This window comes from Arthrobacter sp. YN (assembly GCF_002224285.1).
GTDB lineage: Bacteria > Actinomycetota > Actinomycetes > Actinomycetales > Micrococcaceae > Arthrobacter.
Genome location: NZ_CP022436.1, coordinates 3,536,993 through 3,562,929, shown reverse-complemented (window position 1 = coordinate 3,562,929; position 25,937 = coordinate 3,536,993). Strand labels below are relative to the sequence as shown.

28 protein-coding genes and 1 tRNA gene are annotated in these 25,937 nt (G+C 63.3%); 20 read left to right on the top strand and 9 right to left on the bottom strand.

The window, feature by feature from the left end; all coding sequences use genetic code 11:
• The first annotated feature begins 3 nt into the window (after positions 1 to 3).
• The 10 genes from CGK93_RS16330 to CGK93_RS16285 all read left to right on the top strand — a co-directional run bounded on the left by CGK93_RS16330 (position 4) and on the right by CGK93_RS16285 (position 7,215).
• Positions 4 to 615 (top strand): GNAT family N-acetyltransferase, encoded by a 612-nt coding sequence (locus CGK93_RS16330; protein ID WP_089595739.1) that lies wholly within the window; start codon positions 4 to 6, stop codon positions 613 to 615.
• Positions 616 to 760: 145 nt separating this feature from the next.
• Entirely contained in the window at positions 761 to 1,642 is an 882-nt protein-coding gene (locus CGK93_RS16325; protein ID WP_089597523.1) for a hypothetical protein, read from the top strand.
• Between the two features lie 6 nt (positions 1,643 to 1,648).
• Entirely contained in the window at positions 1,649 to 2,449 is an 801-nt protein-coding gene (locus tag CGK93_RS16320) for an SDR family oxidoreductase (protein ID WP_089595738.1), read from the top strand.
• A 37-nt stretch (positions 2,450 to 2,486) separates the two neighbouring features.
• Positions 2,487 to 2,559: transfer RNA gene (locus tag CGK93_RS16315), tRNA-Ala, on the top strand.
• A 447-nt stretch (positions 2,560 to 3,006) separates the two neighbouring features.
• The gene (locus CGK93_RS16310; RefSeq protein WP_089595737.1) at positions 3,007 to 3,549 is read left to right on the top strand and encodes a PadR family transcriptional regulator; all 543 of its coding nucleotides are present in this window, start codon (positions 3,007 to 3,009) and stop codon (positions 3,547 to 3,549) included.
• A gap of 4 nt (positions 3,550 to 3,553) precedes the next feature.
• Positions 3,554 to 5,266 (top strand): ABC1 kinase family protein, encoded by a 1,713-nt coding sequence (locus tag CGK93_RS16305; RefSeq protein ID WP_089595736.1) that lies wholly within the window; start codon positions 3,554 to 3,556, stop codon positions 5,264 to 5,266.
• A gap of 41 nt (positions 5,267 to 5,307) precedes the next feature.
• Positions 5,308 to 5,832: a universal stress protein gene (locus CGK93_RS16300; RefSeq protein WP_089595735.1), complete on the top strand. Its 525-nt coding sequence runs from the start codon at positions 5,308 to 5,310 to the stop codon at positions 5,830 to 5,832.
• A complete protein-coding gene (locus tag CGK93_RS16295; RefSeq protein WP_089595734.1) occupies positions 5,819 to 6,262 on the top strand; it encodes a fluoride efflux transporter FluC in 444 nt (147 codons plus the stop codon). Before CGK93_RS16300 ends, CGK93_RS16295 begins: the two co-directional genes overlap by 14 nt.
• Positions 6,259 to 6,630 (top strand): fluoride efflux transporter CrcB, encoded by a 372-nt coding sequence (gene crcB / locus CGK93_RS16290; RefSeq protein WP_089595733.1) that lies wholly within the window; start codon positions 6,259 to 6,261, stop codon positions 6,628 to 6,630. The genes CGK93_RS16295 and crcB overlap by 4 nt, the downstream gene beginning before the upstream one ends.
• Positions 6,631 to 6,684: 54 nt before the next feature.
• Positions 6,685 to 7,215 (top strand): ferritin, encoded by a 531-nt coding sequence (locus tag CGK93_RS16285; RefSeq protein WP_089595732.1) that lies wholly within the window; start codon positions 6,685 to 6,687, stop codon positions 7,213 to 7,215.
• Between the two features lie 35 nt (positions 7,216 to 7,250).
• Here CGK93_RS16285 and zapE read toward each other — a convergent pair whose 3' ends face one another.
• The 4 genes from zapE to CGK93_RS16265 are packed head-to-tail and all read right to left on the bottom strand — an operon-like array spanning position 7,251 to position 10,386.
• Positions 7,251 to 8,423, bottom strand: coding sequence for a cell division protein ZapE (zapE, locus tag CGK93_RS16280; protein WP_232481360.1), 1,173 nt, complete (start codon positions 8,421 to 8,423; stop codon positions 7,251 to 7,253).
• A complete protein-coding gene (corA, locus tag CGK93_RS16275; RefSeq protein ID WP_089595730.1) occupies positions 8,420 to 9,415 on the bottom strand; it encodes a magnesium/cobalt transporter CorA in 996 nt (331 codons plus the stop codon). Before corA ends, zapE begins: the two co-directional genes overlap by 4 nt.
• A 10-nt stretch (positions 9,416 to 9,425) precedes the next feature.
• Positions 9,426 to 9,851, bottom strand: coding sequence for a DUF1761 domain-containing protein (locus CGK93_RS16270; protein ID WP_089595729.1), 426 nt, complete (start codon positions 9,849 to 9,851; stop codon positions 9,426 to 9,428).
• Between the two features lie 10 nt (positions 9,852 to 9,861).
• A complete protein-coding gene (locus CGK93_RS16265) occupies positions 9,862 to 10,386 on the bottom strand; it encodes an Lrp/AsnC family transcriptional regulator (protein WP_089595728.1) in 525 nt (174 codons plus the stop codon).
• 173 nt (positions 10,387 to 10,559) lie between these two features.
• Here CGK93_RS16265 and CGK93_RS16260 point away from each other — a divergent pair, with 173 nt between their 5' ends.
• Entirely contained in the window at positions 10,560 to 11,795 is a 1,236-nt protein-coding gene (locus CGK93_RS16260; protein WP_198318244.1) for an MFS transporter, read from the top strand.
• 19 nt (positions 11,796 to 11,814) lie between these two features.
• Here CGK93_RS16260 and CGK93_RS16255 read toward each other — a convergent pair whose 3' ends face one another.
• From CGK93_RS16255 to CGK93_RS16245, 3 genes are read right to left on the bottom strand one after another with little or no spacing between them, the layout of a single operon-like run.
• Positions 11,815 to 12,321, bottom strand: coding sequence for an Lrp/AsnC family transcriptional regulator (locus tag CGK93_RS16255; RefSeq protein ID WP_089595726.1), 507 nt, complete (start codon positions 12,319 to 12,321; stop codon positions 11,815 to 11,817).
• Between the two features lie 54 nt (positions 12,322 to 12,375).
• Positions 12,376 to 13,017 (bottom strand): TMEM175 family protein, encoded by a 642-nt coding sequence (locus tag CGK93_RS16250; protein WP_089595725.1) that lies wholly within the window; start codon positions 13,015 to 13,017, stop codon positions 12,376 to 12,378.
• Positions 13,018 to 13,048: 31 nt separating this feature from the next.
• Positions 13,049 to 14,278, bottom strand: a complete 1,230-nt coding sequence (locus tag CGK93_RS16245; protein WP_089595724.1) for an MFS transporter — start codon at positions 14,276 to 14,278, stop codon at positions 13,049 to 13,051.
• 123 nt (positions 14,279 to 14,401) lie between these two features.
• Between CGK93_RS16245 and CGK93_RS16240 the strand changes: the two genes are divergently transcribed.
• Positions 14,402 to 15,376, top strand: coding sequence for a LysR family transcriptional regulator (locus CGK93_RS16240; protein WP_089595723.1), 975 nt, complete (start codon positions 14,402 to 14,404; stop codon positions 15,374 to 15,376).
• On the opposite strand, the gene CGK93_RS16235 is transcribed toward CGK93_RS16240, so the two are convergent.
• Complete coding sequence (locus tag CGK93_RS16235) at positions 15,351 to 16,409, bottom strand: nitronate monooxygenase (protein ID WP_198318243.1); 1,059 nt, start codon at positions 16,407 to 16,409, stop codon at positions 15,351 to 15,353. The genes CGK93_RS16240 and CGK93_RS16235 overlap by 26 nt on opposite strands.
• Positions 16,410 to 16,450: 41 nt before the next feature.
• Between CGK93_RS16235 and CGK93_RS16230 the strand changes: the two genes are divergently transcribed.
• Positions 16,451 to 17,386: an N-acetylglucosamine kinase gene (locus CGK93_RS16230; protein ID WP_089595721.1), complete on the top strand. Its 936-nt coding sequence runs from the start codon at positions 16,451 to 16,453 to the stop codon at positions 17,384 to 17,386.
• A 63-nt stretch (positions 17,387 to 17,449) separates the two neighbouring features.
• On the opposite strand, the gene CGK93_RS16225 is transcribed toward CGK93_RS16230, so the two are convergent.
• Positions 17,450 to 18,481, bottom strand: a complete 1,032-nt coding sequence (locus CGK93_RS16225; protein ID WP_089595720.1) for a pirin family protein — start codon at positions 18,479 to 18,481, stop codon at positions 17,450 to 17,452.
• A 50-nt stretch (positions 18,482 to 18,531) separates the two neighbouring features.
• Between CGK93_RS16225 and CGK93_RS16220 the strand changes: the two genes are divergently transcribed.
• The 7 genes from CGK93_RS16220 to CGK93_RS16190 all read left to right on the top strand — a co-directional run bounded on the left by CGK93_RS16220 (position 18,532) and on the right by CGK93_RS16190 (position 25,890).
• Complete coding sequence (locus tag CGK93_RS16220) at positions 18,532 to 20,328, top strand: glycoside hydrolase family 35 protein (RefSeq protein WP_089595719.1); 1,797 nt, start codon at positions 18,532 to 18,534, stop codon at positions 20,326 to 20,328.
• A 31-nt stretch (positions 20,329 to 20,359) separates the two neighbouring features.
• Positions 20,360 to 20,812 (top strand): NUDIX hydrolase, encoded by a 453-nt coding sequence (locus CGK93_RS16215; protein WP_089595718.1) that lies wholly within the window; start codon positions 20,360 to 20,362, stop codon positions 20,810 to 20,812.
• A 217-nt stretch (positions 20,813 to 21,029) separates the two neighbouring features.
• Positions 21,030 to 22,208 (top strand): ribosome small subunit-dependent GTPase A, encoded by a 1,179-nt coding sequence (rsgA, locus tag CGK93_RS16210; RefSeq protein ID WP_089595717.1) that lies wholly within the window; start codon positions 21,030 to 21,032, stop codon positions 22,206 to 22,208.
• A 154-nt stretch (positions 22,209 to 22,362) separates the two neighbouring features.
• Positions 22,363 to 23,457 (top strand): ABC transporter ATP-binding protein, encoded by a 1,095-nt coding sequence (locus tag CGK93_RS16205; RefSeq protein WP_089595716.1) that lies wholly within the window; start codon positions 22,363 to 22,365, stop codon positions 23,455 to 23,457.
• On the top strand, positions 23,457 to 24,197 hold the full coding sequence (locus CGK93_RS16200) for an ABC transporter permease (RefSeq protein ID WP_089595715.1): 741 nt from the start codon (positions 23,457 to 23,459) through the stop codon (positions 24,195 to 24,197). Before CGK93_RS16205 ends, CGK93_RS16200 begins: the two co-directional genes overlap by 1 nt.
• Positions 24,194 to 24,937 carry an ABC transporter permease gene (locus CGK93_RS16195; RefSeq protein ID WP_089595714.1) on the top strand — a complete coding sequence of 248 codons (744 nt, stop codon included), beginning with the start codon at positions 24,194 to 24,196 and terminating at the stop codon, positions 24,935 to 24,937. Before CGK93_RS16200 ends, CGK93_RS16195 begins: the two co-directional genes overlap by 4 nt.
• Positions 24,934 to 25,890, top strand: coding sequence for an ABC transporter substrate-binding protein (locus CGK93_RS16190; RefSeq protein ID WP_089595713.1), 957 nt, complete (start codon positions 24,934 to 24,936; stop codon positions 25,888 to 25,890). The genes CGK93_RS16195 and CGK93_RS16190 overlap by 4 nt, the downstream gene beginning before the upstream one ends.
• The last annotated feature ends 47 nt before the right edge of the window (positions 25,891 to 25,937 follow it).

Sequence of the window (25,937 nt, the reverse complement as noted above, 5' to 3'; positions counted from 1 at the left end):
AGGATGTACGGCTCTGCGATCTGGCCGGTGACGCTGGAAAGCGGAGACCTGCTTCTTCGCCCTATCCGATACCGTGACAAGCGGGAGTGGTCTGAAGTCCGTTCGCGGAACAGCGAATGGCTTGCTCCCTGGGAGGCGTCCAACCCGGCACCGGGTGGGCGCCTGCCCAGTTATCGGCAGATGGTGGCCTCGCTGAACAACCAAGCACGCCAGTCCACGGCATTGCCTTTCCTCATCGTCGAGCGGACCCCTGGATTCCGTGAGCCGCTCATCGTAGGGCAATTGACCGTTTCTTCCATCATTTGGGGATCGGCCATGATGGCCACGCTGGGGTACTGGGTGGATAAGGAGCGGGCCGGGCACGGTATTGCTCCGACGGCGGTGGCCATGGCTACGGACCATTGCTTCAAGGTGTTGGGCCTTCACCGCATGGAAATCAATATCAGGCCCGAAAACTCGCCCAGCCTGAGGGTGGTTGAGAAGCTTGGATTCCGGGATGAGGGGTATCGGGAACGGTACCTGCACATTAACGGCGAATGGGCTGACCACCGATCCTTTGCCCTGACATCGGACGAGGTTCCTGAGGGCCTGTTGCGTCGGTGGCTCAGGGGATAAACGGGCAGGTCATAGGCCATTTTGTCCGTATATCCAGTCATTTGAGGACTCGACGACGACACACCGGCCGCAATGCCGCCGCGCCCGGTGATTTGCTTCTACGGTTTTGAATGTGGACTTCCCTCTCAGCAGCTCAGTGATACTCGTGGTCACTGTTGCGCTGTGGATGGTCTGGGTGGCGCCCTACGTTCTCCGGAACAGGCGGCAACAAGTCCAAACGGCCGCTGTTCCAGCAGGGGCAATCGACGACGAACCAGACGAACCGCAGGCAGGGGTGGTACTGACTTTGGCACCTCAGCAGGAGAAACCGATGGAGACCATGCACAGCAAAGCACCGGCGTCGCCCGAGGAATCCCGCGCGGCTGAGTCGTCCCTGCGGAAAGCGCCCACCACTCCATTCACCATCCGCTATGCCCGGCTCACTTTGGCCTTGGCAGGCCTTGCCTTGCTGGTGACCGCCGCCGTTTCGGGCATCCTCCTCACCTTTGGCGTCGGGTCATTCTGGTTGCCGCTGGTGTCCTTCATCGGTGGGGTGCTCGCCGTCGTCACGTTGCGCAAGCTCGCTCTCAGGGATCTTCGCGAACGCCGGGCACGCCGTGCGGCACAGGCAGCGCCCATCCCGACGCCTGCACGCTACTTGCCGAAGGAACCGGTAGTCGAAGCGAAGGAAACCACCGTTTTCGACGCCGAAGCCACCAGCCGTGAGGCTGCACGCTTGTCCGCTGTTGAGCTTCGCCAGGCTGCTTTGGCGGTTGCCGTTGCCGCAGGAGACACATCAGCGCAAGCAACCGATTCCAAAGGTGCCAGCTGGGAGCCTGTTGCAGTTCCCAAGCCCACGTATGTTGAAGCCGCCAAGGCTTCAAGGCCGGCCCCTGAACCGCTGGACCTCCCTGAGGCTCCCAAACCCGTGGGCAAGCCCGTCCTGAAGCAAGGTGCTGAGCAGGCCGAGGCATCCGCTGCCGTCTCCGCCAAGGGGCAGAGCGCGCTTAGTAACCTGGACGACGTCCTGCAGCGCCGCCGCGCCTAGCCACGCATGGCCAGTATCTGCGTCGCCGGCGGTACCGGCCAGGTAGGTCGCGAGGTTGTCCGGCTTGCTCTGGATGCGGGTCATGCGGTGACCTCTTTGTCACGCCACGTGCCCCCTCCCGGCTCGGAGAAGCATCACGACGGCGCCACCTACGTTGCGGGCGACGTCACCACAGGAGAAGGGCTGGCGGCCGCACTGGAGGGCGTCGACGTCGTGATTGACTGCCTTGAAGGTCAGTTCGGCAAAGCCCAACGAGAATTCGCCGACGGCGGTGCCCGGCTTCTTGCCTCGGCTCACCTTGCGGGGGTCGGCAGGGCCGTGGCGTTGTCCATCATTAACTGCGATCTCAGCAGGTACTCGTATTACGTCTCGAAGGCTGGGAAAGAACGGAAGTACGCTGCTTCTCCGCTGGAGACTGTGGTGGTTCGCGCAACACAGTTTCACGGATTGGTGGCAATGATCTTCGCTGCCGGGGCCAAAGTGCGCCTCATCCCTGTCTTCAAGCGCACAAGATTCCAGACCATCTCGCCGGTTGACGTTGCACGGGCACTGCTGGACGCTGCCATGGAGAGCGCCTCTCCTGAACGTCACCGCCTGCGTACGCTGGGTGGTCCGGAAGTGCTCACCATGCGGCAGATGGCGGAGTCGTGGAAGGCCGTTACCGGCGCGCGGGGAACGATTGTGGAAGTGCCGTTGCCCGGGGCGATGGGTGCATTCCTGCGATCCGGCAACAACCTGATCCCCGGGCAAAAGGATGGTGTGGAGACGTTCGTGTCGTGGTTGGAAAAGCGCCGGGAAAGTTTGTAGCCTAAGGACACTGGCCGGACGGTAACGGACTGGTCCAGGGGCTATAGCTCAGTTGGTAGAGCGCTTCGTTCGCATCGAAGAGGTCAGGAGTTCGAATCTCCTTAGCTCCACAATTCACCCCTCCGGCCAACGTGCCCGGCAAGTAGTGGATCCTTCAAGCACAAGCAAAAGACGAGTACCAACTACTCGTGTGCCCGCACCGCGGATCATCTTTACTGGATCCAGCGGATCCCACGCAACGGCCAATGATCCCCCTCGTTCGCCGGGGCTGCCCCAAGGTTCCGCAGCTGGGGCCGGACGGCATCACCCAGAAGTGCTGTCCGGCCCTGCGCTAAAGGGTCTTTCCGCGGAGTCGAGTCATCGACGAGGATGGTGAGCATCGCCCATCCTGCGACGAAGGAGCTCGATGACCAAACACCTCACCTCCTTTCCGTCGTTTTCCGGAGCAGCCGCGCCTTCCAGCATGAACTGGCCAGACCGACGTTGTTCCTAAGTCGCGTGGGGGTATATCGTTAACTATCGTTTAGTATCGTTCGCGACTGATTGAGGTGAGCTTGATGCACAATTCATTCCCTGCAAACGGATTCATGGGCAACAACCTGGACGGCATGTGGCAAGCCGTTGAGGAGTTCCGTTCCCGGTTCGAAAAACGTTCCGGAACCCGTGCGGGCCGCGGTGAGCTGCGATCGGCGATTCTTGCCCTGCTTGCTGAGCGTCCCATGCACGGCTACCAGATCATTCATGAAATCGAAGAGCGTAGCGGCGGTAGTTGGAAGCCGAGTGCCGGCTCCGTCTATCCCACCCTGCAGCTGTTGGCGGACGAGGGTTTCGTCAGTGCGGAGGAGTCCAACGGGCGCAAAATCTACTCTCTGACCGAAGCGGGCAGGGAGGATGTGGCTGGTTCTGAAACGTCCGCGCCATGGGACTCCTTGGGAACGTCATCGAGCCCGGGTTTCGCTGCACTGCCCAAGGCGGGTGTGGACCTGGCGCAGGCTGCGGCGCAGGTCGGCCGTACCGGAACACCCAAGCAAGTGCAGGAGGCTGTAACGGTGCTTGAGGAGGCACGCCGCCGCCTGTACTCGATCCTCGCCCAGGACTGAAGGGGTGACGTCGATTCGGCGCGAACGGGCTGATTCCCTGAGGGGAGCTGGGGACCCCCGTGCCCGTTATCGTCGAATCCTGCGATTCGCCGCATGGCACTTGGCGGTGACCTGGTGGTTTGAGCTGTTCCTGCCCAGAGTGGGCCTGCGCAGGCTGACAGAACGGAACCGCGCGAACAGAATGCGGCGCTTCGCCCGGCGTTTTCATGGCCTCGCGGTGGAGCTCGGCGGGCTGATGATCAAGGTGGGCCAGTTCATGTCGTCCAGGCTCGATGTGCTCCCGCCGGAAATTACCTCGGAGCTGGAGGGGCTGCAGGACGAAGTTCCGCCTGTCCCTTTTCACGCCATCCGGGCCTTGGCTGAGGCCGAACTTGGGGCTCCCCTGGAGGCAGTGTTTGCTTCGGTCGAGGAGACTCCCATCGCGGCAGCATCACTGGGACAAGCGCACCGGGCGAAACTCCTCTCCGGTAACGCCGAGGACACCGGGCTCAGCAGTGTCGTGTTCAAGGTGCAGCGGCCTGGCATCGCCGAAATAGTAGACGTCGACCTCGCTGCCTTACGGAAAGTGGGAGGCTGGCTCAGCCGCATCCGCCTCGTTTCAAACCGTGCAGATGTGCCCGCGCTGATTAAGGAATTCGCGCAGACCAGCCTCGAGGAAATCGACTACTTGAATGAAGCGGCCAATTCAGAGCGGTTTGCTGCTGACTTCGCCGATGACGCCCGGGTGACCGTTCCGGCGGTGGTTTGGGAGCGGACCACCCGCCGCGTGCTCACCCTCGAAGATGTCACGGCCATCAAGATTACGGACGCGGACTCGCTTCGCCTGGCCGGCATAGACCCGGCCGAAGTGGCACCGGTCTTCGCCTCGGTGATGTTTGACCAGTTGTTCACCAACGGTTTCTTCCACGCCGATCCCCATCCCGGCAATATCTTCGTTACACCGGCCAATGATCCGTCCAGTGAACATCCGTGGAAACTGACATTCATTGACTTCGGAATGATGGGCGAGGTTCCCGTGGAGACGCGAAGCGGCCTGCGGAAGCTCCTGATTGCCGCTGCCTCTCGTGACGGCAAGGGACTGGTCACCGCCATCAGCGATGTAGGGGTGCTGATGCAGTCAGCCGATACCGCGGAGCTTGAGCGGGCGATGACGCAGCTCTTTGCGCGTTTCGGTGGCATGGGCTTCGCCGAGCTTCGCGATGTAGACCCACGGGAGTTCCGTGAATTCGGCACTGAATTCGGCAGCGTGATCCGCTCACTGCCCTTCCAATTGCCCGAAAATTTCCTGCTCATTATCAGGGCCATGTCCCTGACGTCGGGTGTGTGCAGCTCTCTGGATGCCCGCTTCAACCTGTGGGACTCGGTGGAACCATATGCGGCGCAACTTCTGCGTGACGAGCGCGGCAACCTGATCAACGATGTCGCGTCCCAGACCGTCGAAGCCGCCGCCATCGCCCTTCGCCTGCCCAAGAGGCTGGACGGGCTGGTCTCGAGACTGGAAGAGGGATCCCTCCAAGTGGGCAACCGGCGCCTGGAGCGGCAGATGGCGAGTCTCATCCTCACGGCGCGGCGGGCAGTGGCGGCGCTGATCTTCGGCGCACTGCTGATCGCCGGAGCCGTTCTGCGGACGGACGATCCCGGACTAGGCAATGTGCTGATGATCAGCTCAGCGGTCCCGTTGCTCTACGGCCTGTGGTCGGGCCGGCGACAGTCCTGAGAACAACCGCGGGCTCCGGTACCGCGCCGTAGACTTTCCTTGTGACAGAGACTCCCGCCCCGCGTTCCGAGGCTTCCACCAGTGCGGCCGGCCCCATCCTGGTAGGCGTCATGCCGGGGCAGCATCCAGTGGTCCTCCAACAAGCAGCGACTGTGGCGGCCAGTGCCCGGCTGCCGCTGGTGTGCGCCTATGCAGACGTCACGGTGTACCCGGTGGACGGCAGCACCGGAGGGCCGGCAGCGCCGATCGATCCGGACGGCATTGATGCGGATCTTCACAGGATCCCCGAATCACTGGCGCAAACCCTTCATGACCACTTGGACGGCAACGGCGTTGAATGGTCGCTGGTCCATCTGGCCGGGGAACCCGCCCGCGCTTTGGCCCGTGAGGCTGAAGACATTGGAGCCTCCATGATCGTGGTGGGTACCCGGGAGCACAAACTGGCTGCTGCATTAAAAGAACTGACGGCAGGCTCGGTGGCGCGGCACTTGTTCCACCGCCAGGCCCGGCCGGTGCTCGTTGTTCCCGTCAATCCCAGGGTCCCCACTGACGATGACGACGACTGAGGCCAATAACCCCGTTCACCTCCATTGGGGTTTCATCGCGATCGTGGCAGCCGGCGGGGTGTTCGGAGCACTCGCACGGTACGGTTTGGGGCTGGTCATCCCCGCGCCCGGCGCGTGGCCGCTTCCCACCTTGGTCATCAACCTTTCGGGTGCCCTGGCGTTGGGCGCGCTGTTGGAGGGACTTTCACGCCGGGGGCCCGACGTCGGCAATCGCCGGGTCCTGCGGCTCGCCTTGGGCACGGGTTTCCTGGGCGCCTACACCACCTACAGCACGCTGGCCCTGGACGCGGTGCACCTGTTCACCGCTGGAGCGACTACAGCCGCTGCGGGGTACCTTGCAGCGAGTTTACTGGGCGGGGCCGCCGCTACCACCGCGGGAATTTGGCTGGGCGCCTGGCATCACCGGCGCGCAACCGGACGACGCTCGTGACAGTCATCCTTCTTGCTCTGGCCGGTGGGGTGGGTGCGGCAGTACGGTTTGTGGTGGACGGGTTCGTCCGGGCACGCCTCAAGACTGCCTTCCCATGGGGGACCGTCACCATCAACATCTCGGGCTCCCTGTTGCTTGGTTTCCTGGCGGGCCTGGTCATGCGTGGCCAGGCACCGGAGTCCTTGATGCTCATCCTCGGTACCGGTTTCCTTGGCGGCTACACCACTTTCAGCACCGCCAGCCTTGAGACCATCCGGCTCGTTCAAAGCGGGCGTACAGCATTGGCGGTCATCAATGGGTTGGGGACCATGACAGTGAGCGTCATGGCGGCCGCTGCGGGTGTGTGGATCAGTCTCCTGCTGCCCTGAGCAGTGGCGAATCTCACCACCGGAACCGGCATTGTCCGCCTGTAGGATCGAGCCATGGCTAAGAAGACTTTCAATGAGCTGTTGTCCGCCCAGGTTGCGAATGAGTTTGCGGCCTCCCAGCAATACATCGCAGTGGCTGTGTACTTTGATGGCGAAGACTTGCCGCAGCTTGCCCGGCACTTCTACCGTCAGTCCCTCGAGGAGCGCAACCACGCCATGATGATGGTCCAGTACATGCTGGACCGCAATGTGCACGTGGAGATCCCGGGCATCGCCCCTGTTCGCAACAATTTTTCCAACGCCAAGGAACCCATCGCGTTGGCCCTGGAGCAGGAAAAGGAAGTCACACGCAACATCGAAGAGATGTTCCGTGTTGCCCGCGCCGAGGGGGATGCCTTGGGCGAGCAGTTCATGCTGTGGTTCCTGAAGGAGCAGGTTGAGGAAGTTGCTTCCATGACCACGCTGCTCAACATCACGGAGCGGGCCGAGAACCTCTTCGACATCGAGAACTACGTCGCCCGCGAAACGGTCGGCGACGGCGGACACGATGCCAGTGCACCGTCCGCAGCCGGCGGCGTCATCTAGGGCCGACCCACATTATTCCTGTGGCCGTCGGAAGCTTAGCTTCCGGCGGTCTCTTCACTGTGTAGAGCACTTTCCACGTCACCGTGGTGCCCTGACCGTCCCAAGAGGGACAAACGACTCGCTATCCGCGCCAGATCCACCGGGAAAACCGAAAGATCACTGCCGGATGCGTCGATGTCCCATTCCAACGGTCCCTCGCCGATCAGGAACAGCGTGATGTCCTGGTCGTGCAGCACGTCCACCACATTGCTGAACCGCTGCCATGATGGGGCCGATGCCGAATCGTTTCCTGCAGGGGAGGGAACGTCGTCGATCACCCACGTTTTATAGGTCTCCGCCAACACCAGGAAGTCCGCCGTTGAGGAGAGCCCACCGCAGAGCTCCTCGAAACCGACCCAGAGCACATCGGGGTCGGAGTTCCTGACCACAATCGGCTGGGTTGTCGGCTGCAAAACGCGGCCTTGGGATGGTGCTGGCCGGAAGAGACCGAGGCGCCCCAGTTGTGCGGGCGTGCCGGGGGAGACGATTCGACCTGAGCGGAACGCAGCGAACCCCTCGGCAGGAGCAATTCCAGCGGCCGGAAAACGGCGGAAATCCGTGGGCCCCTCGATCTCCACGATGTCCATCATCTCTTTGATCGCCTCGATGGTGGGCAGGAAATGCTCGTGCCAGAGTGGATTGGGCAGGAGGTCGTCCGGGGCGTAGTTCGACGTCACCACCAAGGGGATGCGGCGCTGGGCGGCCGAACGCAGCAACCGGGCAATGAACATGCCATCGCCAACGTCATGGACATGGAATTCATCGAAGAACAGCACGTCGATGCCGTCCAACAACGCATCCACAGACTGCTGAATGGCAGTTCCGCTGCTTGCCTCAAAGCCGTGGGTTCCCGCATGGAGCCTGCGGAAGAAATCGTGGAAGTGGACACGACGTTTCCGGGCGTCGAGGCGCCCGTAGAAGCTGTCCATCAGCCACGTCTTGCCGCGGCCCACCGGTCCGTGGAGGTACAGGCTCCGCGGCGCCTTGCGGGAGAGTGTACGACGGCGGCCCGTCAGTTGGGCGCCGAAGGCCGCCAACCGCTCGGCTGCTTGCCGCTGACTGGGCTCAAGCGCAAAACCCGCCCGTCCGGCGTCGTGCTCCATCCCCGCCAGCACAGCGCGGACAGTGTCCCGCGCAGAGCGGGGAACAGGCCTCGGGAGAGGCGTCACAGCCAGCCTTTGCGCTTGAAAATGACGTACATAAGCAGGGCTGCACCGAACATGAGCCCCACCGCCAGGGGGTAGCCATAGTCCCAATGCAGCTCCGGCATATGGTCGAAGTTCATCCCGTACACGCCCGCCACGAAGGAGGGTGCAAAGAGGATGGCAGCCCAGGAGGAGATCTTTTTGACTTGCTCGTTCTGCGCGGCGCTGGCTTCGTTCTGGCGGTTGGCAGTCAGGGTGCCATCCAAGGTGAGCGCGTTCTGCAGGAGGTCCCTGAACGAGTTCACGCGGGAGATGACGCGCTGGACATGGTCCTCGACGTCGCGGAGGGAGCGCTGCAACTCAATGTCCACGCCATATTTTTCGAATCCCTTTTCCAGCAGCGCCATCATGTCCGGGAGGGGCTGGATGGCCCGTTGGAACTGGATCACTTCACGGGCAAGCTCGTAGATCCGGCGCGACACAGTGCTGTCGCCGCTGAAGAGCTGGTCTTCGATCTCGTCGATGTCGTTCTCAAGACCTGCCACTACCGGCGCGTAGTCATCCACCACTTGGTCCAGGAGCGCGTACAGCACGGCTTCGGGCCCATGGCAGAGAAGGTCCGGACGTGTTTCCAGCCGGTGGCGGACCCGTGCCACCCCACCGGTTTCAGCGTGCCGGATGGTCACCACAAAGTTCGGTCCGGTGAAGATGTGCAGCTCGCCGAACTCTACTGTCTCGGTTTCATCGAGGTACCTGGCTGGGCGGAGGACAGTAAACAGGTTGTGGTCGTATCGCTCAAGCTTGGGCCGCTGATGTGCCGAGACGGCGTCCTCCACGGCGAGCTCGTGGAGGCCGAATTCCTGGGCGACGGCGGCCATCTCGTCCTTCGTGGGCCGGTACAAGCCGATCCAGGCCATGCCGCCGTGTTCCGCCAGGGTCTCAAACGTCTGCTCGAGGCTGTGCGGGGTGGCTGTGCGGACGCCGTCTACATATACGGCGTTGTCAATGATGGTCACTGGTTGAACGCTACTGCATGGCTCCGATGATGGCGCCCGCAATGGTCATGGCCGCGATGTCGTGGCCGGAATCGATCACGGTGACCGCGAAGGGGCGCCCGGCGAAGCCGTTGTGGATGACGTGGCCGCCGGCGCGGATCACCAAGGCCAGGATCAACGCGAAGAATCCGCCGGCCCAAAAAGTGTTGAGTTCCAGGGCGCTGATGAGGACAGCCAGGAGGATGCTGGTCAGTGCTGCGGCCACCATCATGGGGACCCAGATGCCGGCGCCGCCCTCAATATTCTTGAGATCGTCCTCGGTTTTGTTGATCGCTTGCATCCACCTGCGTCCGAAGGCGGCCGGCATGTACCAGACGAAGCCGATGACCATGCTTGAAACGAAGGCCAGGAGTACAGCGAACCAGTTGATCTGGGAGATGTGTGAGAGCCAATCCATTCCTGAAATCCTAGTCGGTCCGGGCCTGTGACCCGGGGCTCTGACTCTCCTGCCTTGGCCGTGTTGGCGCTGCAGACATCCTTTCGATCAGTGGTTCAGTCCGGTACGGGATGTGCGTATGCAGGGCCAGCACCGTTTCCGTCCGGATCACGCCTTTGGTGCGGAGGACCGATCGCAGTGCCGACTGCAGGTTGTGGGTGTCGGTTGCCACTACCCGGCACCACAGATCGCCGCGGCCAGAGATTTCGTGGACCTCCAGGACCTGGGGGATCAGGCGCAGCGCACCAATGACGCCGTCGAGTTCGCGGTGGGTGACTTCAATCGTCACGAAAGCGACGACGTCGTACCCCACCTTTTCGAGGTCTACCTCCCGCCCGGCGGCGTGCAGCACTCCGGATCGCAGAAGGCGCTTGACCCGGCTCTGGGCAGTGTTGCGCGCAATGCCCAAGGTGTCGCTCAGCTCGGCGATGTGGATGCGGGGATCCTTGATGAGTTCCAGGAGGATCTTCAGGTCCATGGGATCGAGGGTGTTCAAATGGTCACTCCAGCTCACTTGGCTCGTTCAAGTTTGAGTCTTTTGCTCAATTCTCAAATTATTGCAGCATGTTCAGATCAACTCTGCTGCATTCTGTTGCCACCAATACTTAGTCGGACTGCACTTCCCACAAGGAACCAATCAGGCCGGCCACCGAGCCCGAAGGCATGGAAATGACTGTCTTGAGCGAACTCCGCATGCGTCCGGTTACCGCCGACCGCTGGGGATGGGATGCCTCCACCACCGCCAGGCTGGTCTTGACCGGCGTCGTCATCTTTACGCTGCTGGTGGGCGCCAACCTGGCCACTCCGTTGTATCCCTTGCTGCAGGCGAAACTAGGTATGACATCGGTTGACGTGACAGTGGCTTTCTCCACCTACGTCCTTGCACTGGTGGGTGTCCTCATGGTGGCAGGCCATTGGTCGGACCACATTGGGCGACGGGCGGCGCTGGTGTTGGCTGTCCTGGTCGGTTTGGTGGGTGGTGTGATCTTCGCAAACGCGGACACGCTGGTTGCCTTGTCCTTGGGGAGGGCGCTCCAGGGAGTGGCAGTGGGGCTGGCGACCGGAGCCAGCTCAGCGGCCTTGCGTGAACTGTTGCCCCAGCGGCCTGAGTGGGCCTCCCGATTCACTTTGCTCTCCTCGGCAGGTGGTGTGGCGGCAGGCCCCGCAATCGGTGGCCTCCTGTCACTTTTGCCGGACCCCACGCGCACCCCGTACTACGTCCATTCGGCGGTGTTGATAGCTGCCCTTATTCCCCTGTGGCTCCTCAAAGCCAGGCCTGCCATCGCTCCGGCGGAGGGCCCGAAGCCCCTGAAGGTCCTGGCCCCCCGGAAGCCTTCCATCTCCCGTGATGCCCGCGGAGCCTTCTGGATGGCTGCTGCCACAGGTTTCCTCAGTTTCGCGGTGTTCGGCTTCTGCCTGTCATTGGCGCCGGGGTACTTCGCCACTGTGGTCCATGCAGACTCGCGGCCACTGATCGGCTTGCTGGCAGGAGTCACGTTGGGCGCCTCGGCGCTGAGCCAGCTTTTGGGTGCCCGTGGCCGTTTTGTTGTCCCCGTGGCCTTGGCGGTCCTGGGTGTCTCGGTTGTCCTGGTGGGCGCTGCGGCCGCATGGTCAAGCCCGTGGTTGCTGGTGGCTGCGAGCATCACGGCAGGCATCGGTCAAGGCATTGCGTTCCGGCAGGTCTTCAATGAAGTTGCCGGAAAGGTTGAGGCTTCCCGCCATGCCCAGGTCATCAGTACCGTCTACGTCATCACGTACCTGGGAAGTGCCGTTCCGGTGATCGGGCTGGGACTGGCTGTGTCGGCACTGGGGCTCCAGGCCGCCGTCGTTGGTTTCACGGCCCTGTGCGGCGTTGCGGCGCTGACGCTTGCGACCATCTCGCTGCGGAACGCAGTGCGTTCCTGACTTGAGCCGCTTATTCGTTCTACTCCGGCAGAGGTCCGCGGTTGCCCGGGATGTGCTGGAAGACCATGGTGGTTTCCGTGTGGCCCACCACGGGATCTGTGGCGAGGTTGTCCAGGAGCCAGTTGCGGAGGTCGTCGGTATTGGCGACGGCGATGTGCAGCAAGTAGTCAACGGAACCGGTGGTGTGGAATGTGGAGATCACCGCCGGAAGCTTCGGAACGCGGGCCGTAAAACGGTCGATCTGATCGCGGTCGTGGGCGCGGAGACGGACGGCGATGAGGGCCTGGACGGAGCGGCCGATGGCTGGCAGGCTCAACACGGCCTCGAAGCCTTCGATGATTCCGCGTTCGGAAAGAGCCCTGGTCCGCATGAGGGCCGTGGAGGGGGCGATCCCCACAAGCTCTGCCAGTTGCTTGTTGGAGATCCGGGCGTCATCCACCAACGCTGCGAGGATTCGTTCATCGATCGCGTCCAGCGGCTCAGCGCTGCCCGTGCCTGACCGAACATTCTTCGTGGGGTTGCTCACGGATCCTCCTGAAATTGCCTTTCATCCATCCTATGCGGTCAATTCTTCAGGTGACTATCGTTTTTCCGGTGCGCGGCGAACCCGTCGCCGATCCAGTCGTTGGAGTGGCTCACTGAGCAGCATCAGGAGCAAGGGCCAGTTGCCTGCACCCGGAATGGCAACGGCCAGAACCAGGGCCGCCAGGAAGAGCCCGGAAACGATGCCGCTCGCTCGAATTCCTGACACCGATTCCGCATCACCCATGGTGTGGAGGTCAGGGTGGGACCGCAAGTACGCGCGGGCCAGGAGGAGCATGAGGCTGGTGGCAAACAGGGTGCCGATGTAGATCAGCGGCTGGGCCCAGTCAGAGGGCATCTGGGTGGAGAGCGACGTAGCGACCGGCATCACCACGATGGTGAACATCCACGCCACTGTCAGCCACAACAGGCCCGGGTCAACATGCTTGACGCTGCGGAAGAGCTTGTGGTGGTGCACCCAGAACACGGCAATCAGGACAAAGCTCAGCACGAAGCCGAGCAGAGCGTACTGTTCTTCCGCCAACCATTGGGCCGTGGTGCCGTTGTGGTCTGCCAGCTCACCCACGCTCTCCATCAGCGGAAGGATCAACAACGTCAAAGCAATCGCCACCACGGCGTCCGTAAACGCCTGTAAACGCTCCGGTGACGACAGTTCCCGGCTTTTCGTGACCTGTGTCATGCCTCCGATTCTAGGGGCAGGCGGCTGGAAATCAGCGGGGTAGGCGCGGCGTGCGGTGCACCATCAAGGTGACTGCCGCCGTCGTGCACGAAAGGACGATGACGCTCAACGCCAAAGCCGGCCAGCCGAACGACTGGAAGGCCAAACCGCCGGCCCAACCGATCACGCTGGAGCCCAGGTAGTAGGACAAGTTGTATAGGGATGCTGCCTGCGCCTTTCCCGTCGTGGCGATGGCCCCCGTCCAGCCGGAACCAACGCTGTGGGCGGCGAAGAACCCGCCTGTGAAAATCACGAGCCCGGCGAGCGTGGCTGCCAGGTTCTCCACCAGGGTCAGCGCCAGCCCCGCGGACATGATGGCAATTCCGGCCACCAGGACGTTGCGCCTGCCAAACCTCGTGGTCAGTCCTGCGGCCCACCGTGAGCTGACAGCGCCGGACAAATACGCGAGGAAGATCAGGCTCACTACGGTGGCCGGCAGCCCGAACGGCTCGGCGTGCAGTCGAAAGCCCAGGTAGTTGTAGACCGCTACGAAGCCGCCCATGAGCAGGAACGCCTGCAGGTACAACGACACCAGTTTGGGGTTGCTCGAGTGCCCCTTCAAAGTCTTGAGCGCGCCCCGGAATCCCAATGCCGGTGCTGGACTAAAGCGTCGCTGCTTGGGCACGAGTATCAGGAACAAGACAGCGGACACGGTGGCCAGCAAGGAGACAGCCAGTGCCGCGGCGCGCCAGCCCCAGAGCTCGCCCACTGGGCCGGCCACCAGACGCCCGGCCAAGCCGCCCAACGTAGTCCCGGCTACATAGGTCCCGGCCGCTAAAGCCGTGTGGACCTTGGTCACTTCCTCGTTCAGGTACGCGATGGCTATGGCAGGGATGCCGCCCAAAGCCATGCCTTCCAACGTGCGCAGCGTCATCAACAACGGCACGGTGGGCGCCAAGGGAACCAGCAGCCCCAGCAGTGTTGCCACGGCGATGCCAATGGCCATGGCGCGCACGCGGCCGATCCTGTCCGCCACGAACGACCACGGCAGGACGGTGATGGCAAGGCCTACGGTGGCAAGGGAAATGCTGAGTGCGGCCTCGGCTGCAGTGATCTTGAGGTCGTGGGCCATGAGGGGCAGGACAGCCTGCGTCGAGTACAACTGGGCAAAGGTTGCGACCCCTGCCAGAGCCAGGGCTGCGAGGATCCGGCTGTATCCGCGGGAACCCTTGGCATGGCCGTCCCACGTTTCTGCGCTGCCTGTGGCGATGGTGTTGGTCACCCGGCAAGAGTAGGGCGCCTTGGACTCAGTCTTCCAATGCATGGGTTGCCTATAATTGATGCATCAGAGCATGAATCCGAGAGCGGCACCTTGACGGCGGGCTGCTGCCGAAGGGAGAACTCCATGGAACCGGACCACCACCAGCTCATTCAGCTTCTTCCGCTCCTGCCTGTCCTTGCTGAACTGGGCCGCACCGAACACATGACCGAAACCGCCGAGATCCTTGGCGTCCCACAGTCGACAGTGAGCCGTGCGGTGGCCAGGGCCAGTGCGATCGTAGGGGCGGACCTGCTGATCCGCGACGGACGCGGCATCCGGCTCACCCCGGAGGCCAGGACACTGCTGCCCTACATCGAAGCAGCACTGGAGAATTTCCAGGCAGGGCTGGACAGGGTCAGGCACGAGTCGGACGTGGTGAGGGGCCGCATCGGAGTGTCCTTCCAACACACGTTCGGAGAGGCGACGCTTCCGCTGCTCATCAGCGCGTTTCGCGGGCTCCACCCCCATGCGGTCTTCGAACTCTGGCAAGGTCCCCGCGACGATTGCCTGAAGCAGTTGGCCAGTGGCGAGATGGACTTTGCGCTGACCGCACCCATCGCGCCCGAAGGCAAAGGCATCCGGTCCCTTCCGCTCTACCGCGAGCCACTCAGGGTGGTGCTGCACTACCGGCACCCACTGGCCGGGAGGGCCAGTGTGCACCTTTCAGAACTGCGCCACGACCCCTACATCACGCTTCCGGCAGGGGTTGGCCTGCGGGCTCTGGGCGAAGCACTCCTGCGTGAGGCCGGCTTCCGCCCGCGGATCGCGTTTGAAGTCCAGGAATCCACCTCGGCCCGCGGGCTGGTTTCAGCCGGCCTGGGGTTCAGCATCCTTCCGCCCGCGGGTCCCGGGTCAGGAACGGGCCAGTTCCTTCCCGAAGCCGAACTTGGGCTGGTTGAGGTGGCCATCGAATCCGACCTGGCGTTCAGGCAGATCGGCCTCGCCTGGCGGGAGAGAAGCTTCGAACCGGATGCTGTGCGGCTCTTCCGTGAACTGGTGGTCGCCGAGGGCGGGGAACTGCTGGCCGAGCTCGTCAGAGCCCGTTCAGGTACTCCCTGACCACGTCCGTCGCAGATCCTTCCCGCGCACTCTGCCAGCCGGTCCCCGCCCAGAGGTTCAGGCGCTGCGGATCGCCGACCGCGGACGAGGCCGCCCTGACCGGTGCCGTGAGGTGGTGGATGGCAGGATAGCCCTCGGGCGCGTCCTGATGGTCACGGACGAAGTCGTTGACCAGCGAGCGTGCCGAACGCCCGGTAAAGGCCCGCGTCATGGCGGTGTGCGTGAACACGGGATCACCCAAGGCATTTTTGTGCGGTTGCCGGGCACCGCTCTCGTCGGTCCGGACCAGGGCGGTTCCGATTTGGGCCGCCGACGCCCCGGCCGCCAGCACCTCACGTAGTCCGCGGCTGTCCATGATGGCCCCGGCCGCGATCAGGGGAAGTTCGACGGCGGCACGCACCTGGGCGACCAGTTCCGCCGTCGTCCGGGCTGCCGGGGTTCCGGCTCCATGGGTTCCCGCTGCATCCCGGGAGCCCGGCAGGAAGGCAGCCGTGTGCCCGCCCGCAGAAGTGTGCTGGACGGCGAGGGCATCCGGACCCTCATCAGCGGCAGCCAAGGCCTCAGCGACGCTGGTCACGCTGGAAATAACGGTCGTCCCTGCCTTCTGCAGCGCGGTCACCACCGGTTTGCCCGGAAGGCCGAAAGCGAAGCTGACGAACTCCACCGGGTCGGCGAGGAGGGCGTCGATCTTGTCCTGCCAGGCGTCGTCGTCATCAAGGCGCATGGGAGGCAAGGTTACGCCGTACCGGGCAGCCTCAGGCTCCAGCTCGGCCCGGTAAGCCTCAAGCCGTGCCACGGCCTCCGGACCGGGTGTGAGCTGGAGTGGGTCGGGTACAAAGACGTTCATGCCGAAAGGGATGCCGATGGACCTGGCCGCTGCGATCTCGGCGCTCATGGCCTCAGGGCTCTTGTAGCCGGCAGCCAGGAAACCCAGGCCACCACCCTCATGAACGGCACGAACCAACGCCGGTGTTGACGTTCCGCCCGCCATGGGAGCAGCAATAAACGGTGTGTTGAACAGGGGATGTGGCATTGACAGTTTCTCCTCCGGACGCTCCAAGCTAGTCTTTCACGGTGAACAATCTTGACTCTGCCCAGCATTCCCCTGCCCCTACTGAGGCCTTGAGTGGAACGGTCATCGGGCTCGATATCGGCGGCACCAAGACCCGTGGCGTACGGTTCCAGAATGGCGCGCCGGTCCGTGATGACAGCGCCGGAAGTTCCAACGTGCAAAACGTCAGCAGGGAACAGGCAGCAGCCAACCTTGCCGAACTGTTCGGCAAAATCGGTGGCGGTGAAATTGACGAGGTCTACGCGGGCGCCGGCGGGATCGACACTGAGGAAGATGCGCAGGCGCTCGCCGACCTGATCGCACCCCATGCGCCAGGGGCCCACATCACCGTGGTTCATGATTCCCGACTCCTGTTGGCGGCCGGCGGCGCGAGTGCGGGCGTTGCCGTCATTGCCGGTACCGGCTCAGCCGCATGGGGAAAGAACGACGCCGGGGAAGAAGCCCGGGCGGGTGGCTGGGGCTATCTCCTGGGCGACGAAGGAAGCGGCTATTGGCTGGGACGTGAAGCCGTTCGACACAGTCTGAGGCGAATGAACCAAGGCCTGGAGCCGGATGCGCTCAGCCGTGCGCTGCTGGACTCGTGCGGAGTGGAGGACCCCGGCAAGCTGATTGCCATGTTCCACTCACCGGACACCGGCCGCCGCTTTTGGGCACAGCAGGCGAGACTGGTTGTTGAAGCCGCCGACGCCGGAGACGACATCAGCAAGGCGATGGTGGAACAGGCCGGCAGGGACCTCGCTGACCTGGCCCGGCAAGCCGTTCGCCAGCTGGGAATGGATGGTCCGGTAATTCTCGGAAGCGGACTTGGCATGAACGTCCCGTTGCTGCAGGAAGCGTTCAAGGCCAAGCTGGCTGAAGACGGGATTGTGGACGTCCGGATTCTTCAGCAGGACCCCGTGTTCGGAGTGCCGCGCTTGGTGGCCGAGCAGCGCCGATAGTGGGACTTTTGTACAGCTGATGCCCCTAAAACGCGTGAATGAGGGCATCAGCTGTACAAAAACTCAGCCCCGGGTTCTCGGACGCAGCTTGACTCCAGGGAGCGGTGGAGCGGGGATACGGCCTGCTTCCGGTCCGGCGTCAGGACCGTGGCCTCGGACGAAGCCGAAGCGTGAGGCGGCGGCAGCAGCGTCGTCGAGCAATCCCTCCGCCTCCCATTCCTCGCGGGCCTGTTCCACTTCTTCGTGGGTCCGCCCCACGAAGTTCCACCACATGAGCAGGTCTTCGCCGAACGGCTCGCCGCCAAGGAGCATGAAACGGGTGTCCGGCTCTGCTTCCACAGCAAGGCTGGTCCTGCCGGCACCGAGATAGGCCAGTGGACCGGCCTCAATGTCCTGACCGTCAATCACCACGTGACCGTCCAGGACCAACACGGCGTGTTCGAAGTCCGGACGCAAAGGGAGAGCCAAAGATCCCGTGCCCGTGATGTCAACTCCGACAATCGGACTGAACATGGTGGCAGGGGAGCGTTGACCGGCAAATTCGCCCACCATGACAGTGGCAGTGAAACCGTGGCCCGCAGCTACCGGCAGGTCCCGGACCTGTTCGAACGACGGCGCGCGGTGGCGATGCTCTTCGGGCAGGGCAACCCACAGCTGCAAACCGCGGGAGATGGGGATTTCCTCCGCCAGCGGGCTCGAACCGGCTGCTGTGGTGGCGGGCAGGACAGAGAACTCGGAGTGCGAGATGCCGTGGCCCGCGGTCATGATGTTCAGCTCACCGGGCCGGACCACTACATCGCTGCCGACGCTGTCGCGGTGCCGGACGGCACCTTCGAGGGGCCACGTGACCGTTTGCAGTCCACTGTGAGGGTGGGGGAGGACGCTCATGGCCACCTTGTCGGGGCCGAAACTATCCAGGAAGCACCAGGCTCCCACGGTGGGCAGCCCGCGTTGGGGCAGCGTCCGGAAGACGTTCATCGCGCGGACTCCGCCCAGGGGCACTTCACGTTCGGGCCATAGCTGAACGCAAGGCCCTTGACCTTCGTGGGCTGCCGGGCAGACCTCTTGCGCCGGAGAAGTATCAAGATTGGTCATGTGTTCATCACCTGTGCATAAATGTTGGAAATTGAGCTAATCTGTTCCGTGTGAACAACGCCCTCTTGAGCTACCACGACGCCGTCCTTTACCGTTCGGGTGAACCGTATCGTATCCTCGCCGGAGCCATCCACTACTTTCGGGTCCACCCGGATTTGTGGCAGGACCGTCTGCGTCGTCTCAAGGCGATGGGGGCCAATACTGTTGACACTTACGTCGCCTGGAACTTCCACCAGTCCAAGCGTGATCAAGAACCGGACTTCAGCGGCTGGCGGGACCTGGGACGGTTCATTGACCTCGCAGCGGAAGAAGGCCTGGATGTCATTGTCCGGCCCGGGCCCTACATCTGTGCCGAATGGGACAATGGCGGCTTTCCCGCGTGGCTGACCGGCATTCCCGGCATCGGCCTGCGATGCATGGACCCGGTGTTCACTGCGGCGATCGAGGAATGGTTTGACCACCTCCTGCCGATCGTCGCGTCGCGCCAGGCATCGGCTGGTGGGCCGGTGGTGGCCGTGCAGATCGAGAATGAATACGGCAGCTACGGCGACGACCACGAGTACATCCGTTGGAACCGGCGGGTCCTGGAGGAGCGCGGTATCACCGAGATGCTTTTCACGGCCGACGGCGGCAATGACTACTTCCTCGACGGCGGTTCAATCGAAGGGACATGGGCCACCGCAACGCTGGGGAGCCGGGGCGACGAAGCCGTAGCCACCTGGCAGCGACGCCGGCCCGGAGAGCCGTTCTTCAACGTTGAGTTTTGGGGCGGCTGGTTCGATCACTGGGGCGAACCCCACCACCGCCGCGACGCCGATGATGCCGCAGCGGAAGCGCGCAAAATGCTTGACCTTGGCGGTTCGCTCTGTGCGTACATGGCTCACGGCGGTACCAACTTCGGCCTCACTTCCGGCAGCAACCACGATGGCACCATGCTCCAGCCCACCGTCACCAGCTACGACTCCGACGCCCCCATCGCGGAGAACGGCGCACTGACGCCCAAGTTCCACGCCTTCCGCAAGGAGTTCTTCCGTGCCCAGGGCATTGAAGACCTGCCCGAACTCCCGGTGGAGTTGCTGGCTGACGCTCCCGTTCTTCCGGCCCAATCACTGCCGCTATCCGGCGCCCCGGAACTGTTGAGGCTCCTTCGAAACCCGGGAGCGGCTGTCAGCAGCGTCAAGCCCCTCAGTTTCGAACAACTGGGACTCGACGCCGGCTTGGTCCTGTACAGCGCGGAAGCCATCCTGCCTGGACAAACAGGAACGCCCACCGAAAGCCGGCTGAAGATCACCGGCCTGAACGACCGCGCCTACGTGTGGGTGGATGGCGACTTCGCCGGTGTACTGGATGACCTCACCGCCGCGGAAGGACTGGTTGTCGCCGGCACAGGGGTTTCCGCCCGGCTTGAGATTCTGGTGGAGAACCAGGGACGCATCAACTACGGCCCGCTGACGGGTCAAGGCAAGGGCATTCTGGGGGGTGTCCTCATCAACCAGCGCTACACGTTCCACTGGACGCAGACTCCGGTGGCATTGACAGACTGGAAGCAGGAAGATCTGGAAGCCCTGGCCGGAGCTGACTTCGAGATTGGTGAGCCGGCCGACACCTATATCGCCTTGCCGGATTCCGGGAAGGGCTTCGTCTGGCTCAACGGCTTCCTGCTCGGCAGGTACTGGGAGAAGGGGCCACAAATGACCCTCTACGCACCCGCTCCGTTGCTTAAGCCCGGCAAGAACAGCATCAAGGTGCTGGAACTCGGGAAGCCGGGGACCGTCGTCGAACTTCGCGAAGCGGCCGATCTGGGACCCGTCGAAGCGGGGCCCATCGCCGCGGCCGAACTTCCCTAAGGGATCTGGTTCAAGGAATTATGCTGGCTCCATGACCCTGCAGTTCGATACCCGCCCAGCCGCGTACGCCGTTATTGTTCGGGACGCGAAGATCCTGCTGGCCTATTGGAAGCAGGACGGCAAGGAAGGGTGGACGCTGCCAGGCGGAGGCCTGGACCTTGCCGAACACCCCGTGGACGGCTGCAGGCGGGAAGTTTTCGAGGAAACCGGCTACGAAGCGCGCATTGATCGCATGCTGGGTATCGACGTCGGCCACTGGCCCGGCGATATCCGCCCGGACGGTTCGGTGAAAGACTTCCAGGCCCTGCGCCTGGTCTACGAGGCCACGGTGGTGGGCGGCGAACTGACCCACGAGGTGGATGGAAGCACCACCCATGCTGCATGGATTCCCTTGGAAGACGTCCAAAAACTCAACCGGGTGTCGCTGGTTGATACGGCGCTGCGCCTCCACCGGGAGCGCCCGGCAGATGGGAAACCCAGCTAAAACCGCGAAGGGCTAGCCAAAGCTCCGATCCTTGGTTACCCTAAACAACGTTGCCGGCTTTTCAGTTGCCGGCCTTGATGCCGAGGAGGTGGATTTGATGATTGCAGAGATCTTGCGCGCCCCGCTCTCAGTTGCGGCGCGCCGTCATCAGCCCACCATTCCTGTCCCGGCATCAGCCTGCCAGAGCTAGGCGGCCGGGCCTCACCAGAGGCTTCCCTTGAATTCCTTCGCTTCTTCAAGCAACCCTTCCAACAGTTCAACCCTGCAACTCCGTGGCCCCGTGGAGTACGGCTTCACCGAGGCAACCGCTGAACTCTTCCACGCCAACTCCTTGCCCCACCCCCAGGAGACTGCCCGCCCGGGCCGGGTGGTCCGCCTGGACCGGAACCGTGTCCTGGTGGCTTCGGCCGACGGGCTTCTCCATCTGCCCTACCCTTCCCATTCTTCACACGGGGTGGTGCCGGCAACCGGTGACTGGGTATGGCTTGGCCACAACAACGCCGGCGAGCCCGCCGTCGTCGAGGTTTTGCCTCGTCGCTCCGCGCTCAGCCGCAAGCGTGCCTTCGAGGCCTCCTCCGAGGAGCAAATCCTGGGCAGCAACATCGACATCGTCGCTGTTGTGGTGCCGGTGGACCGTCCACTGACCCACAACCGTCTGGAGCGGACCTTGGTTGCTGCCTGGGATTCCGGTGCCACGCCGCTGGTGGTCATCACCAAAGCGGATCTGGCGGACCTGGCCGACGACGTCGTGGGGGAAGTCATCCTTCAGGCAGCGGGAGTGGATGTCGTTACCACCTCGGCGGAACAAGGTGACGGACTCGACGAACTCATGCAGCACATCCCGTCCGGCTCCACGCTTGTCCTCTTGGGACCTTCCGGCGCGGGGAAATCAACGCTTATTAATGCGCTCGCGGGACGTCAGGTCCAGCAGACAGGCGCGGTCCGGGCCGGTGACGGCAAGGGCAAGCACACCACTACATCGCGGGAATTGGTGCCCTTGGCCGGCGGCGCTGTACTGATGGATACCCCGGGAGTCCGCGGGTTCGGCCTGTTTGATGCCGATGACGGCATGGAGGAAATGTTCGGTGATCTCGAGGAGCTTTTCACCCGATGCCGCTTCGCCGACTGCGCCCACCAGGCCGAGCCGGGATGTGCGGTCCAGGAGGCGCTCGCGGAAGAAACACTGGATCCCCGGCGGTGGGCAAGCTACCTGAAACTGCAACGCGAGCTGGCTGCCCTGGCCAGGAAACATGACGCCGCAGCCCGCCGCGCCTACCAGCGTGAGTGGCACCAAAAGGTGGTGTCGGCGGAACGGGGCCAACGCGCGGCGGAACGGTACAGGCACGACCAAGCTGAGGAGCGGGCCGGGAAAGGCAACAAACGACGGAAACGCTGAACATTGCCGATTCATTACGGAAAACGTGGCGGCGCTGACATCGCCCGCGGTGCTGGCTAGGCTGGGTGAAGATTGCTTTGCAGCCAAGTAATAAGAGTGCATATGATCGTGTGGCTCTACCGATGTTATCGACCACAGATAGGTAAGCCCGGGTATGGCCGAAGCCATGATTGAGTTCCAGAGCGTCACCAAGCAATACCAGGGCGGGCAGCCGGCGGTGGACGCCCTCAGCATGTCCATCGACAAAGGCTCCATCACGGTGTTCGTTGGGCCTTCGGGCTGCGGCAAGACCACATCACTGCGCATGATCAACCGGATGGTGGAGCCCACCAGCGGGACCATCACCGTGGCGGGCAAGGATGTTTCGCAGGTTCCTGCGCCTGAGCTCCGCCGATCCATGGGCTACGTCATGCAGTCATCGGGCCTCCTGCCGCACCGCTCCGTACTGGACAACATCGCCACCGTTCCGCGCCTCAACGGTGTTTCCAAGGCGGATGCCCGGAAACGCGCAGTGGAACTCCTCGACGTCGTCGGATTGGCTTCGGTCCTCGGCAAGCGGTATCCGTCGCAACTCTCAGGTGGCCAGCAGCAGCGCGTCGGGGTGGCCCGGGCGCTCGCTGCTGATCCGCCCGTCCTGCTGATGGACGAACCCTTCAGCGCGGTGGATCCGGTGGTCCGTGACGAACTGCAGCAGGAACTCCTGCGCCTCCAGCGGGAACTGGCCAAGACCATTGTTTTCGTCACGCACGACATCGACGAAGCAACGGTTCTTGGCGACAAGGTTGCGGTCTTCGCCGTTGGAGGGAAACTCGCCCAGTATGCCGCGCCGGAGGAAATCCTCAGGGCACCGGCCAACGACTTCGTCGCCTCCTTCGTGGGACGCGACCGCGGATTCAGGCACCTGGCGTTTAACGCAGCGGACGCCGTGACCCTGCACCCTGTCACCATGGTCGGTCCTTCCGACGGTCATCACGCGGGCCGGGCATCGGGGGAGTGGGCCTTGGTGGTCGACGCCGACTCCCGCCCGTTGGGATGGTCCTCGCCGCGCGATGGTGCAGGTTTGATCCCGGGCGGATCGCTGTTCCGTAAGGGAGACACCCTGCGCCGCGCCCTGGACGCGGCGTTGTCGTCGCCGTCGGGTCTTGGCGTGGCAGTAGACGACGACGGCCGCGTGGCCGGAGTCTTGAAGGCGCCCGAAGTCCTGGCGCTCATCGAAGAAGTCCGCCACCACAGGGAGGACGCCACCTGATGGAGTGGTTCCTCAACAACAGTGGCATGGTCCTGGGATTGGCGGGCCAGCACATGGTGCTCGCCATCATTCCCATGATCCTGGGCCTGCTGATTTCCATCCCGCTGGCCCAGCTGGCCAGGCGCAACAGCACGCTCAGGTCGGTAGTGACCACCGCTACCTCGTTGCTGTACACCATTCCGTCGCTGGCACTTTTCATCATTCTCCCCACCATCCTTGGCACCAGGATCCTGGATCCGCTGAACGTCGTGGTGGCGCTGACCATTTATGCGGTGGCGCTGCTGGTCCGCGCGGCCATTGATGCGTTCGATTCCGTGGACGACGACCTTCGCAATGCTGCCGTTGCCATGGGGTTCAAGCCCCTGGCCCGTTTCTTCCAGGTTGACCTGCCCTTGTCCTTGCCGGTGTTGTTCGCAGGCTTGCGCGTGGTGTCGGTCAGCAACATTTCCTTGGTCAGCGTCGCCGCACTCCTTGGGGTGGGAAACCTCGGAGTCCTGTTCACTGACGGACTGCAGCGTACCTTCATCACCGTTGTGGTGGTGGGCATCATCGCCATTCTCATTCTGGCGTTGCTGATGGACGCTGTCCTGGTGGTTCTTGAGCGGCTCCTGACTCCGTGGACGCGTGCTGCAGGCGGAAAGACTCCACGGCAGGACGGAACTGCGCTCCTCACCGATCCCAAGTCCGGGCCGGCCACTCCACACGGTGCCCTTCGGCCTGATCCGGGGGCCTCCGCATGAACATCTTTGCCGAGACCATTGCCTGGCTGACCAGCCCCAAAAACTGGACCGGAAGCGGTGGCATCCCCACCCGTTTGATGGAACACCTGCAATACAGCGGTCTCGTTCTCCTGATCGCCACGGCCATCGCCGTACCCATTGGCCTTTACATCGGGCACACCGGCCGTGGCAGGGTGGTTGCGGTCGCCGTCGCCGGTGCGCTGCGTGCACTCCCGACCCTTGGTTTGCTGGTGCTGTTCGCCTTGCTCGCCGGCAGCGGTTTGATGCCGCCCGTCTGGGCTCTGGTCATTCTCACGGTGCCGCCATTGCTGGCCGGCACGTACGCCGGGATCTCCAGCGTCGATTCCACCGTGGTAGATGCTGCCCGTGCCATGGGCATGACCGAACTTCAGATCCTCTTCCGGGTGGAAGTGCCCAACGGATTGCAGGTCATGTTTGGTGGCTTCCGCACCGCTGTCCTGCAGGTCATCGCCACCGTGTCGGTGGTGGCATACCTGCCTCTGGGCGGGCTGGGACGCTACCTGTTTGACGGCCTTGTCCTGCAGGACTTCCCCCGGATGCTGGGTGGTTCCCTGCTCATTGCCGGACTCGCCATCGCCGTAGACCTGATCCTGGCCGGGGTCCAGCGGCTCGTCATCTCGCCAGGCCTGACCCTCGACTCAAGCGGCCGCCAGAAGGCGTCCGACGATCTCACAGCCACAGCTCCCGCCGGGGCTGCCGTTCAAGGAGGTACACCATGAAGAACCCCGTCCCCATGACCCTTACACGCCGTGGTCTCGGCGGCCTCGCAGCCGGACTTGGTGTGGCCCTCGCGTTGAGCGCGTGTGGCGGAAGCCCCTTGGCCACGCCGTCCACCTCGGCACCCAGCGGATCTGCCGCCGGTGGCTCGCTGGTTGTCGGTTCAGCCGACTTCCCCGAGAGCCAGGTCATTGCCGAGATCTACGTTGGCGCCCTCAACGCCGCGGGTCTGACCGCCACCTCCAAGCCGAACATCGGTTCGCGCGAAATCTACTTCAAGGCAGTCCAGGACGGCTCCATCGACCTCGTCCCGGACTACTCCGGCAACCTCCTGTCCTACGTGGACACCGAAGCCAAGGAAGTTTCCGCGGAGGACGTCTACAAAGCGCTCCCGGGCAAGCTTCCGGATGGCCTCGCGGTTTTGGAACCGGCAAAGGCCGAGTCCAAGGACGCCATGGTGGTCACCAAAGCGACTGCGGAGAAGTACCAGCTGAAATCCATCGAGGACCTGGCCAAGGTCTGCAAGGACTTCACCATGGCAGCTCCGGCCACGTTTGAGACGCGTGCCTACGGCTTCCCGGGCCTGAAAGCCAACTACAACTGCGAGCTCAAGGGCCTCCAGCCCTTCAGCGACGGCGGTGGCAACCTGACACTCCAGGCCCTGCTGGAGGACAAGGTGCAGGTAGCGGACATTTATACCACCACGCCGTCCATCGCGGACAACGACCTCGTGGTCCTGGAAGACCCGAAGAACAACTTCAAGGCCCAGCAGGTACTTCCGCTGGTCAAGGAGGCCAAGATGACGGACAAGGCCAAGGAAGCGCTCAACAACGTCTCCAAGATCCTGACCACGGATGACCTCATCAACCTGAACCGCGCGGTCAGCGGCGACCAGAAGCAGGCACCCAAGGACGCAGCAGCCGCTTGGCTGAAGGACAAGGGCATCGTTAAGTAACGCCTGACCAAAGCCGGGTACGACGTCGGTGACGGACCCACGCGGGA

Excerpts from the sequence above, each read along its gene's own strand:
- CGK93_RS16330 (WP_089595739.1), top strand. The coding sequence starts at position 4 with ATGTACGGCTCTGCGATCTGGCCGGTGACGCTGGAAAGCGGAGACCTG.
- CGK93_RS16320 (WP_089595738.1), top strand. The coding sequence starts at position 1,649 with ATGGCCAGTATCTGCGTCGCCGGCGGTACCGGCCAGGTAGGTCGCGAG.
- CGK93_RS16310 (WP_089595737.1), top strand. The coding sequence starts at position 3,007 with ATGCACAATTCATTCCCTGCAAACGGATTCATGGGCAACAACCTGGAC.
- CGK93_RS16295 (WP_089595734.1), top strand. The coding sequence starts at position 5,819 with ATGACGACGACTGAGGCCAATAACCCCGTTCACCTCCATTGGGGTTTC.
- CGK93_RS16285 (WP_089595732.1), top strand. The coding sequence starts at position 6,685 with ATGGCTAAGAAGACTTTCAATGAGCTGTTGTCCGCCCAGGTTGCGAAT.
- CGK93_RS16270 (WP_089595729.1), bottom strand. The coding sequence starts at position 9,851 with ATGGATTGGCTCTCACACATCTCCCAGATCAACTGGTTCGCTGTACTC.
- CGK93_RS16260 (WP_198318244.1), top strand. The coding sequence starts at position 10,560 with ATGACTGTCTTGAGCGAACTCCGCATGCGTCCGGTTACCGCCGACCGC.
- CGK93_RS16250 (WP_089595725.1), bottom strand. The coding sequence starts at position 13,017 with ATGACACAGGTCACGAAAAGCCGGGAACTGTCGTCACCGGAGCGTTTA.
- CGK93_RS16240 (WP_089595723.1), top strand. The coding sequence starts at position 14,402 with ATGGAACCGGACCACCACCAGCTCATTCAGCTTCTTCCGCTCCTGCCT.
- CGK93_RS16235 (WP_198318243.1), bottom strand. The coding sequence starts at position 16,409 with ATGCCACATCCCCTGTTCAACACACCGTTTATTGCTGCTCCCATGGCG.
- CGK93_RS16225 (WP_089595720.1), bottom strand. The coding sequence starts at position 18,481 with ATGACCAATCTTGATACTTCTCCGGCGCAAGAGGTCTGCCCGGCAGCC.
- CGK93_RS16215 (WP_089595718.1), top strand. The coding sequence starts at position 20,360 with ATGACCCTGCAGTTCGATACCCGCCCAGCCGCGTACGCCGTTATTGTT.
- CGK93_RS16205 (WP_089595716.1), top strand. The coding sequence starts at position 22,363 with ATGGCCGAAGCCATGATTGAGTTCCAGAGCGTCACCAAGCAATACCAG.
- CGK93_RS16200 (WP_089595715.1), top strand. The coding sequence starts at position 23,457 with ATGGAGTGGTTCCTCAACAACAGTGGCATGGTCCTGGGATTGGCGGGC.
- CGK93_RS16195 (WP_089595714.1), top strand. The coding sequence starts at position 24,194 with ATGAACATCTTTGCCGAGACCATTGCCTGGCTGACCAGCCCCAAAAAC.
- CGK93_RS16190 (WP_089595713.1), top strand. The coding sequence starts at position 24,934 with ATGAAGAACCCCGTCCCCATGACCCTTACACGCCGTGGTCTCGGCGGC.